At 63.6% G+C, this 7,321-nt stretch carries 5 protein-coding genes and 1 pseudogene; 3 read left to right on the top strand and 3 right to left on the bottom strand.

Annotated elements, in window-relative coordinates; genetic code table 11:
- Window positions 1-418 (bottom strand): annotated as a pseudogene (locus tag NEI07_RS11945) (flagellar biosynthetic protein FliO); the annotation flags it as partial.
- A gap of 252 nt (window positions 419-670) precedes the next feature.
- Between NEI07_RS11945 and cckA the strand changes: the two are divergent.
- Window positions 671-3,196: a cell cycle histidine kinase CckA gene (gene cckA / locus NEI07_RS11940; protein ID WP_256034806.1), complete on the top strand. Its 2,526-nt coding sequence runs from the start codon at window positions 671-673 to the stop codon at window positions 3,194-3,196.
- Window positions 3,197-3,214: 18 nt separating this feature from the next.
- Here the strand turns inward: cckA and NEI07_RS11935 are convergent, their stop codons facing one another.
- Window positions 3,215-4,369 (bottom strand): DUF2865 domain-containing protein, encoded by a 1,155-nt coding sequence (locus NEI07_RS11935; protein WP_256034805.1) that lies wholly within the window; start codon window positions 4,367-4,369, stop codon window positions 3,215-3,217.
- Window positions 4,370-4,763: 394 nt separating this feature from the next.
- Between NEI07_RS11935 and NEI07_RS11930 the strand changes: the two genes are divergently transcribed.
- Window positions 4,764-5,282, top strand: coding sequence for a CreA family protein (locus tag NEI07_RS11930; RefSeq protein ID WP_256034804.1), 519 nt, complete (start codon window positions 4,764-4,766; stop codon window positions 5,280-5,282).
- A 2-nt stretch (window positions 5,283-5,284) separates the two neighbouring features.
- Here NEI07_RS11930 and NEI07_RS11925 read toward each other — a convergent pair whose 3' ends face one another.
- The gene (locus NEI07_RS11925) at window positions 5,285-5,617 is read right to left on the bottom strand and encodes a hypothetical protein (protein ID WP_256034803.1); all 333 of its coding nucleotides are present in this window, start codon (window positions 5,615-5,617) and stop codon (window positions 5,285-5,287) included.
- A 258-nt stretch (window positions 5,618-5,875) separates the two neighbouring features.
- Between NEI07_RS11925 and cysS the strand changes: the two genes are divergently transcribed.
- Window positions 5,876-7,294 carry a cysteine--tRNA ligase gene (cysS, locus tag NEI07_RS11920; protein WP_256034802.1) on the top strand — a complete coding sequence of 473 codons (1,419 nt, stop codon included), beginning with the start codon at window positions 5,876-5,878 and terminating at the stop codon, window positions 7,292-7,294.
- Window positions 7,295-7,321: the final 27 nt, after the last annotated feature.

The following is a 7,321-nucleotide window of genomic DNA, read 5'->3' as shown; positions in this document are numbered from 1 at the left end:
GCGGCAGATTGACGGCGCCTGCCGCCGCGGGCTTGGGCAGCGGCGTTTCCAGCTCTCGTGGCGGCGCCGTGGGCCCCGCCGGCCAGTTAGCAGCCGCCGGCTGTCCCTGGCGCTGCTCCGGTCCGCGGCTGACAGCGCCTTCGACCCGGTTGATCGTCGCTTCGACGAGGATGTCGGTCGGGCCGCCGATCAGGAGCAGATGTTCAACGTTGTCGCGCCGCACAATGACGAGCTGGCGCTCGCGGTCGAGGTCGTAGACATCGACGACGTCCAGCCGGCGCGCGCGATTGCGTCCGCCGGGCGAACGGATGCGGCGTCCGAACAACAGACGGTAAATATAAAGCACGAGCACCGCTGCGACGAGGAACGCAACGAGCGCTCCAAGCGCCGGCAGCAGTTGAGTGAATTTATCGGGCATGAACGGCTAGTCTCTCGTTCGAACGCGCGTGAACCTTGCCAAATTAACAGCTTTCATGGCAAGCGCCGAAAAAAGGTTAATGAATGGTTAATGTTTGACTAATCAGCGCCCTTCCAACGTCCGACGTTGCTATTATTGGGGTTCACGGCCATTGTTTTAGATGATTCTGTAAGCGTCGGCAGACTAATAATCGGCGCGCCGGCGTCAGCATGGCCGTCGCGATCGGCGATATATGACGCGGGTGGTTAAGAAATGAGCGACAGGACCGAAGCGTCCGACTTGGGACGCAGCGAGCGGCCCGCCAATGTGGGATTGACGCTCGCCCTCGTCATCGCGTTAGTGGCGGGCGTCGCCGCCTATTACCTGACGCCTTCGGACCTCGCGCCGCGCGTCACCATTCTGGCGCTCGCGGTATTCGGCGTCGCCGGAATCTTCTTTCTCTTCGCCTATGCGGTTGGGTTGATTCACTTCTCCGGCCGAGTCGCGGGTAACGACGTGACGAAGCTCATCGCCGACACTTCCGGGGAAGGGCTGCTCGTCACAAGAGGCGACGCGCGCATCGTTTACGCCAACGAAGCCTATACGGCGATGTGCGACGCGAAAGACGCTTCCGGCGTTCAGCTGGTCGAACGGCTGTTCTCAGGGCCGCCTGAGGTCTCGGAGGCGATCTACCGCCTGGCCCAGGCGGCGCGCGCCGGCGTTTCGCATAGCGAAGATCTGCGGCTTTCGCCGCCGCTCTCGGGGCAGGGGCCGGTCGGCTGGTACCGGATTCGGGTTCGGCCGCTGCCGACGACGAGCGGGCGGTTCTGTCTATGGGCGGTGGCCGACGTGACCGCCGATCGACAGCGGCAGGAGAACGTCTTCCAGGAGCTGCAGCACGCGATCGACTTTCTCGATCACGCGCCGGCGGGGTTTTTTTCCGCCAGTCCGGACGGCGCCGTCTCTTATATGAACAAAACGCTTGCCGGATGGCTGGGCTATGATCTCACGCAAGTTGGATCTGGCGGCGCGACGCTGTCCTCCATTGTCGCCCATAGCGGCGCGGCGCTTCTCGCCGCCATGTCGGGCGCGCCGGGCGACGTGCGCACCGAGCAGATCGACCTCGACCTGCGATGCCGCAACGGCAAGTCGCTGCCGGTCAGGCTGCTGCACCAGGTCGCGTTTGGCCAGGACGGCGAAGCCGGCCCTTCGCGCACCTTGGTGCTCAACCGCGCCTCCGGCGAGCAGCCGGAAGAGAATTTGCGCGCGGCAGAGGTGCGTTTCGCGCGCTTCTTCAATTCGACGCCTATGGCGATGGCGACGCTCGACGGCGAGGGTCGCGTGCTAACGTCGAACGCGGCCTTCGCGAAATTGCTGCCGCAGGCGCTGAAGTCTGGCCAGGGCGCGGCCGCGGCGCCATGGTCGGTGCTGAGGGGACTCGGCGAACGCGACGGCGCCGCCCTGCGCGCCGCGATCGAAGATGCGATCGAAGGCAAAGGCGAAGTGCGCCCGATCAATGTCGTCTTCGAGGAAGACGCGGCCGGCGCGGCGACGCGTTCGGCGCGCTTCTTCGTCTCTTCCGCCGAGGACGCCGGCAAGAAAGGCGCGATGGTCTATGCGCTCGACACGACCGAGCAGCGCAAGCTGCAGGAGGAGTTCGCGCAATCGCAAAAGATGAATGCGGTCGGCCAGCTCGCTGGCGGCATCGCGCATGACTTCAACAATATGCTGACGGCGATCATCGGCTATTCGGATCTGCTACTCTCCAGCCACCGGCCGACCGATCCCGCCTTCCGCGATATCCGCCAGATCAAGGAAACCGCCAATCGCGCGGCGGGTCTGACGCGGCAGCTGCTCGCCTTCTCTCGCCGCCAGACGCTGCGCCCGCAAGTCCTGCAGCTCGGCGACGCGCTCTCCGAAGTGCAGAATTTGCTGCGCCGCGTCGTCGGCGAAAAGAACGAACTCGAACTGCGTCTTGGTCGCGATCTCTGGTTCGTGAAGGCCGACATCACCCAATTCGAACAGGTGATCATCAATCTCGTCGTCAACGCGCGCGACGCCATGCTTGAGTCAGGCGGACGGGTGCAGATCCGCACGCGCAATGTCGCCGCCTCAGAATGCGCCGCCTTCAATGAGGCGGCTCTGCCGGCGGCGGATTATGTGCTGGTTGAGGTCGAGGACTCGGGCAGCGGCATTCCCGCCGATGTGAAAGAAAAGATCTTCGAACCCTTTTTCACGACGAAGGAGGTCGGCAAAGGCACGGGGCTTGGCCTTTCGACGGTCTTTGGAATCGTCAAGCAGTCGGGCGGCTTCATTTTCGTCGACAGCGAGGTCGGGCGGGGCGCGGTGTTCCGCATTTTCCTGCCGCGCTACGCGCCGGAGGAGAAGGAGACGTCGCAGAAGGCGGATACGCCCAAGGTCGCCGCGGACTACACAGGACAGGGCGTGGTTCTCCTCGTCGAAGACGAGGACGCCGTGCGCTCGATTGGCGCACGCGCTTTAAGTTCGCGCGGATTCACGGTGCTCGAAGCGGCGACGGGCATGGAGGCGCTCGAGGTCGTCGAACGCGTCGACGGCAAGATCGATCTCATCGTCTCCGACGTGGTGATGCCGGAGATGGATGGTCCCGCGATGTTCGCCGAACTGCGCAAGCGCGGCGTCGCCGCGAAGGTGATCTTCGTTTCCGGCTATGCCGAAGAGGCCTTCGCCAAAAACCTTCCCGAAGGCGACTTTGGTTTTCTGGCGAAGCCGTTCTCGATCAAACAGCTGATCGAGACGGTCAAGGCGCATATGCCCTGAAGCTGCGGCGAAATCGGCTCACAAGGCCGGCGCGACGACTCGCACGCGGCGCTTGATTCCGTCCGGTCCGACAATTTCGCGATAGGTTTCCGGCGCCGTGGCTGCGCCGTCCTCGACGCTGGGCTGCGCCTGGGCCGCGGGTTGTGGCGTCGCCGTGGGCTCTGGCGCCGGCGCGGAGCTCTTCGCTTTCCGACCGCGCGCAACGCCGGGCGGCAACGCCCGCGACAATTGCTCGGCCTGCTCCGCGGTGACGACCTGATCTTTCGCATTGCGCTCGGCGATGAGCCGCTCGGCTTCGGCGAGCGCCTCGGCCCAAGACTGCCCCGGCGGCTTGCAGCCGCAGGACGGGTCATAGGTCGTCTCGAATTTATGCGCGTTGGGATGGTCGGAATAAGCCTCGCCGTCGATCGAAAGCGCGGAACTGAGCACCTTCGACTGCGACGCCGTATAGAGCTTCACTTCGGCGTTGGGACACAGCGCTCGGCACATCGTCGCGAGATCGTCGAGATTGGAGCTGCGCGCCGAATAGCTGATCGGGAAAAAGCCGCCGTCGCACGTGCGCACGCAGATCGCCATCGGGCCCCCGCGCGGCGTTCCGTCCGAAGGTTCCTGATCCGGGTCTGGACCGACCGGAGCTTCGCGCATTCCAGAGCTGTCGTCGGGCGGGACGCCGAACAGCTCCTCGAAGAAATTGCGCGGCCGGGCGACGCGCGCCTGCGCCGCCTGAGGATTGCGGCACTCCGCCTCGTAACGAGCGGCAAGCGCCTGACGCTGGCCGCCCTCGTCGGCGCTTGCGCGTTCGTAGCCGGCGATGGCCCCAGAGAGTTGGTGCAGCTGCGCGTTGATTTGGCCGCACTGGGGGGGCGGCGGATCGCCGAAGAACAGGAACTGGCCCCGGTCGCAGCCCATCGCGCGAGCTCGGGCGGCGACGCGCGCGTATTCGCCGCGCTGCTTGGCCGCCGCGGCCTGGAATCGCCCCGCGCCGCCGCCCGAGCTGGCGCGGGCGATCTGCGCGCGCAACTCCGTGCAGTAGGGCGATTCGCCAGCGGCGGGCGAAACCGCGAAAAGACCGAAGGCGACGCCGGCGGCGACCGCCAGCTTCGTCCGCTTCGAGGCGCATTTCGTCAAAAGGAGGTCTATGATCGCGGCCTCATTGAAGTTTTCGTTCTTCACACGCTCGTAAGCAGCCGAGAAACGCTTGCCCGGTCGCTTCGCGGCGAATGCTCCGGCGCGCGTCGCTTGCGACGAATCGCGTCATTTTCACCAATCCAGGCCGCGGAGCAAATGTCGCTCGATTAATCGCGTCCATCATGTCGGCAACAAGGCGCCGGCCGACGCCGTCAACTCGCCTGGCGCGCGTCGAATTTTTTGCCGCGCCCAGGGGTCGAAGCCCTTCCCTTGCCGCGCTGCTTCGCCCATATCGGCAACGGCGTCGCTAGAGCGCGGCTCGCGAAAAAGTGAAATTCGGTTTTTCGCTTAGAGCGCGCTCTAAGCTTTCGAGATCGATCACGTTGTCCGCCTTTGGGCGATTCCGCCCGAAGGCAGCGTGATCCAGGAGGTTGCCGACATGAAGCGTTCCAAATTGCTGGCTCTGATTTCGACGGCCTTTCTTTGTTTCGGCGCCGCGCCGGCCTTTGCGCAGGATGGACCGGATCTCATCTTCCGCAAATCGGTGGATTTCAAGCTTCTCACGCCAAACGACAAGCTCGCGACCTACGGAATCGACGACCCTGCGATCGACGGCGTCGTCTGCTATTATACGGCGCATGAAAAAGGCGGCGTCGCCGGCATGTTCGGTGTGGCGGAGCAGACGTCGGAGGTTTCGCTCGCCTGCCGGCAATATGCCCCGATCAAATTCAAGGAGAAGTTCGGTCAGGGCGATACGGCGTTCAGCGAGCGGCGTTCGCTGCTGTTCAAGCGCATGCATATCGTTCGCGGCTGCGATGCGAAGCGCAATGTGCTGATCTATATGGTCTATTCCGACAAGCTGGTCGAAGGCTCGCCCGAGAGTTCGACCTCGACCGTCGCCATTCAGCCCTGGGCCGGCCAGAACGAAGTCCCGCAGTGCGGAGAGTTTCTGCGCTAGCGCTAATCGCCGCAGGCGACGATCGCCGCATCCGGCTCGCTAGAGGCGCGCGCGGCGTGGACGTCGACCGAGGCGGTCACATCGTTGGCGCGGCCGAAGGTTCGGGCCGCGCCATGGCCATGCGCCGCGCACCAGGAGTCGGCGACGATCTTGCCGCAATCGGCCTTGCGCGTGAGGCATTCCGTCAGGCCGTAGCCCTCCTGATCAGAGATCACATAGGCCGCGCTCGCGCGTGACTCGGCCTGTGCGTCGCAGGCGTAGCCGGCGCCGAACAGCGCGCCCGCAAGCAGCAGCGCAAGCGCGCGCCGCGCGAGCGGCCCCTCATATTTCCACATAATGAACGAGTCCCAAAGGGCCGAGACGGCCTCCGTCAGAGCTAGCGCATAGCGGTAAAACCCGAGTTAAACCGCCGCGGCTCAAAGAGGCGTCGCGCTTGACGCGGCGGCGCGCTTTGGCGCATGGTCGCCGCCATGACGCTTCGGCTCACCATTTGTCGGAAAACCATTATCAGCTAGCGATCACGCTGGCCGGAGCCGTCACGTCTATCCCACGACATGAAGCGACGCCCCGGCCGGCGCCTTGCGGGGAAATTCATGTCGACGCCTGCGCTGAAAATTTACAATACGCTGACCCGGACGAAGGAGGAATTCCGTCCGATCGATCCCGCGCATGTGCGCATGTATGTCTGCGGACCGACGGTCTACGACTACGCCCATATCGGCAACGCCAGGCCGCTCATCGTTTTCGACGTGTTGTTTCGTCTGCTGCGCCATCTCTACGGCGCCGAGCATGTCGCTTATGTCCGCAACATCACCGACGTCGACGACAAGATCAACGCGCGCGCGTTCGAGCGTGGAATCTCCATTCGCGAACTCACCGACGAAACCAACAAGGTATTTCAGCAGGACGTGAAGGCGCTCGGCTGTCTCGAGCCGACCGTGCAGCCGCGCGCCACCGAACACATTGCGCAGATGGTCGCGATCATCGAGCGGTTGATCGCGTCTGGCCATGCCTATGCGGCCGATGGCCATGTGCTTTTCGACGTGCCGTCCATGCCGAATTACGGGCGCCTGTCGCGGCGCTCGCTCGATGAAATGATGGCGGGCGCGCGCGTCGACGTCGCGCCCTATAAGCGCGGCGACATGGATTTCGTGCTGTGGAAGCCGTCAAAGGAGAACGAACCCGGCTGGGACAGCCCATGGGGCAGGGGACGTCCGGGCTGGCATATCGAATGTTCCGCGATGTCCTGGGCGCATCTTGGCGAAACCTTCGACATTCACGGCGGCGGCATCGACCTCGTCTTCCCGCATCACGAAAACGAGATCGCGCAAAGCTGCTGCGCCTTTGGGCGTGACGTGATGGCGAATTACTGGATGCATAATGGCTTCCTGCAGGTCGAGGGCGAGAAAATGTCCAAGAGCCTGGGGAATTTCGTGACGATCCACGAGCTGCTGCACACGGACAAGTTCGGGGGGCGGAAGTGGCCGGGCGAAGTGCTGCGGCTTGCGATGCTGCGAACGCATTATCGCCAGCCGATCGATTGGACCGTGAAGGCGCTGGAGGAGGCGGAGCTCAGTCTACGAAAATGGGGAGCAGAAATCGGCGCCGTCGAACTGGATGGGGAGGGATTCGGAAGCGGTTTTGGTTCGCCTGACGGTAGTGGTTATGGCGGAGGGTTTACTGGTGTCGATACGGTAATGGACGCCTTAGCCGATGACTTGAATACACCATTGGCATTGACGATTCTGCACGCTGTCGAGAACAAACGCGAACTTGATGTTAGCCTCAAATTGCTTGGCATAGACGTGCAATCATACGCCGATTGGGTGCAGATTGAAAAATCTCGCTCGTTTGATGAAGGCGCGATTGATATGCTCATCCGCGCTCGCCTCGCAGCCCGCGCGTCAAAAAACTGGGCCGAGTCCGATCGCATCCGCGACGAACTCGCCGCCGCGGGCATCGCGCTGAAGGACAATAAGGACGGCACCACGACCTGGGAGGTGAAGCGGTGAGCGCCCCTCTCTCAAAAAAAGGCGCGC

Source organism: Methylocystis suflitae (genome assembly GCF_024448135.1).
GTDB classification, from domain to species: domain Bacteria; phylum Pseudomonadota; class Alphaproteobacteria; order Rhizobiales; family Beijerinckiaceae; genus Methylocystis; species Methylocystis suflitae.
The sequence above is the reverse complement of the archived record's forward strand: the minus strand, read 5'-3'. Positions and strand labels throughout refer to the sequence as shown.